Source organism: Moorena sp. SIO3I6 (assembly GCF_010672095.1).
In genome coordinates this window covers 1-2,818 of sequence record NZ_JAAHHU010000556.1, presented here as the reverse complement: position 1 = coordinate 2,818, position 2,818 = coordinate 1, and the positions used below count along the sequence as shown (strand labels likewise).

Below are 2,818 nucleotides of genomic sequence, written 5' to 3'. Positions count from 1 at the left end.
GAAAACAATGTCGATGTTTCTGACCAAATCCGCCAACTGGAGACAAGAGCAATCCAACTGCGTCAGGAAATTTTCAATAGTTTATCACCAGGGCAACGGCTACAGCTAGCCCGTCACCCTAGGCGTCCAAGTACCCTCGATTATATTCAGGCAATCACTGATGAGTGGTTTGAGTTGCATGGCGATCGCGGTGGTTATGATGACCCAGCCTTAGTGGGGGGGATTGGCTCTTTGGTGGGTCGTGCTGTGGTAATATTAGGACATCAAAAAGGTCGGGATACTAAAGATAATGTAGCTCGCAACTTCGGCATGGCTGCGCCTGGGGGCTACCGTAAAGCGATGCGGCTGATGGAACACGCTAATCGCTTTGATATGCCAATTTTGACCTTTATTGATACCCCTGGTGCTTGGGCTGGTGTGAAGGCGGAAGAACTAGGACAAGGAGAAGCGATCGCTTATAACCTCCGAGAAATGTTTCGCCTGGATGTGCCCATTATGTGTACAGTCATTGGTGAAGGAGGTTCTGGTGGTGCTTTGGGAATTGGTGTTGGTGATCGGGTTTTGATGTTTGAAAACGCTGTCTACACCGTAGCTAGCCCAGAAGCTTGTGCCGCCATCCTTTGGAAAGATGCTAGCCAAGGACAGCAAGCCGCAGCAGCGTTAAAGATTACCGCTTGGGACCTCAAAGAATTAGGGATTATTGACAAAGTTTTATCGGAACCCATAGGGGGAGCTCATGGGGATCCCTTGGCAGCCGCCTCTATCCTCAAAGAGGCTCTATTGGAAAACCTGGCAGAACTAACTCAATTAACCGCTCAACAGCGCCGGGATTTGCGCTATCAGAAGTTCCGAAATATGGGGATTTTTGTAGAAAGTTAGTCTTGAAGGGGTGAATAGGTAAACCGGTTAGAGGTATATCTCCCACCTTCGCGGCGGCGTTGCTCAACTAAAAACTGATTTCAAGGGTCGTGATTTGAAGTATAGTTAGATTCGTTACCAATTAGGGCTACCAACCTCAGGGATAAAACTTTATATATAGCAAGGGGGTCATCCTCTGGGGGATTGAGCTAATCATGCTCGCCATTTTCTCCGATGTTTACCTTGGTAGCCCAATTACCAATTACCCTATCCCGATTTTTCTATCCTCAAAGTTTATTATTGACAGCCGACTTGGTAGCTGAATAGTCTGCGAATGATGATACAATTAACAAATGTTCACAATATTCTAAGGTAGTTAGTCAGTTTGCTAAACAATTTCGGATACACCGAAAACCTAGCTGTGCCTTTGGAGATTAACTGCCCTAAGGGAGTGTCTAAAATCTCGGTGCCTAACCAACTCACTGAACCTAAGGTTAATTCGACTGCCTCCACCTCTGGTGACCTTGTAGCTGGCTTAGCAGATTTAAAGCTAGCAGATTTAAACCAAATAACTGCGTTATGTGGGCATTTGCTTCCGAGCAATCCTGAGTTTTATCCAGACCGTAGAGAAGCATTTGTAACAAAATCTTGTAAAATTTGATGACATCGACTGTTGAGCGACGCGCCATAATTACTGGAGCGAGCAGTGGTATTGGCAAGGAAACAGCTTTAGCCTTTGCTAAGGCAGGAATCAGTGTAGCCTTAGTCAGCCGTTCCCGGAACAACTTAGAGATGGTTGCTGCTGCTGCTAGGGCAGCTGGGGTGCAAGCTAAGGCTTATCCATATGATTTAGCTGATCTGGAGCAGGTTAGATCTTGGATAGAAGAAATCACAGCAGATTTTGCTCCTATCACTATTCTCGTCAATAATGCGGGAATAGCTGACGCTAGATATCTCAGTGAGACACCGCTATCAGATTGGCAGCGCTTAATTGACCTGAATCTGACCAGTGTGTTTCAGTGCATCCAGGGGGTTCTGCCTGCTATGCGTGCCCAACACCGAGGCACGATCGTTAACGTGGCATCAATTGCTGCTAAGCAAGCCTTGCCTAAATGGGGGGCTTACAGCGTTAGTAAGGCAGGTATGATTGCCCTCTCCAAGACTCTAGCAGCGGAGGAAAGCCGCCATGGTATCCGGGTAGTAAGCATTTGTCCAGGTGCAGTCAATACCCCTTTATGGGATGCAGATACAGTTCAGGTGCAATTAAATCGGTCAGGGATGTTGACCCCAGAAATTGTTGCCCAGTCAATTTTGCACACCGTCGAGCTCCCACAACAGGCTGTCATCGAGTCCTTGACTCTGATGCCCAGTGCCGGAATTCTTTAGGGTATAGGTAAAAATAATAGCACACTTTAAGGTTATTGCTGTGTCAATTCAACCTGTCCCTATGGTCTGGCAATATCAAGTTCATTTTTGTTTACAATCTAATCAGATTAATCATGACTATTGCTTCTTCCAATGGTTTCAACCGTGTTGAATCTGTTTCAACTGCTAAAAGTATCAATGGTAATGAGAAACATCAGCTAGAGACCCGTCCTGAGCGCAATACCCAGAATGGTCACCAGCCCAATTTACAACCTCCTTTGGAAGAACTGAACCAGGAGATGATCAACGCTGTCACCACTATCCTATTGGGTGTTGGTGAAGACCCGCAACGAGAGGGACTGCTCAAAACCCCTAAGCGGGTAGCCGAGGCAATGCGATTCTTGACTAGTGGTTACAATCAGTCTTTAGAGACAATAGTCAACGGGGCAATTTTTGACGAAGGTCACAATGAAATGGTACTCGTGCGGGATATCAATTTCTTTAGCCTCTGTGAACACCACATGTTGCCATTTATGGGTAAGGCTCACGTCGCCTATATCCCTAACCAAAAAGTGGTAGGACTCAGTAAAATAGC

General features: G+C 46.3%; 4 protein-coding genes. All 4 read left to right on the top strand.

Features of this window, described 5'->3' with window-relative positions; genetic code table 11:
* A partial coding sequence (gene accA / locus F6K49_RS39470; RefSeq protein WP_293106052.1) for an acetyl-CoA carboxylase carboxyl transferase subunit alpha occupies positions 1–879 on the top strand: 879 nt, incomplete at its 5' end.
* A gap of 364 nt (positions 880–1,243) precedes the next feature.
* Complete coding sequence (locus tag F6K49_RS39465; protein WP_293024910.1) at positions 1,244–1,519, top strand: hypothetical protein; 276 nt, start codon at positions 1,244–1,246, stop codon at positions 1,517–1,519.
* Positions 1,519–2,244: an SDR family oxidoreductase gene (locus tag F6K49_RS39460; protein ID WP_293024912.1), complete on the top strand. Its 726-nt coding sequence runs from the start codon at positions 1,519–1,521 to the stop codon at positions 2,242–2,244. The genes F6K49_RS39465 and F6K49_RS39460 overlap by 1 nt, the downstream gene beginning before the upstream one ends.
* A 113-nt stretch (positions 2,245–2,357) precedes the next feature.
* A partial coding sequence (locus tag F6K49_RS39455) for a GTP cyclohydrolase I (RefSeq protein WP_293083646.1) occupies positions 2,358–2,818 on the top strand: 461 nt, incomplete at its 3' end.

What these genes read in the sequence shown, in the direction of transcription:
- F6K49_RS39460 (WP_293024912.1), top strand. Translation starts at nt 1,519, where the DNA reads ATGACATCGACTGTTGAGCGACGCGCCATAATTACTGGAGCGAGCAGT.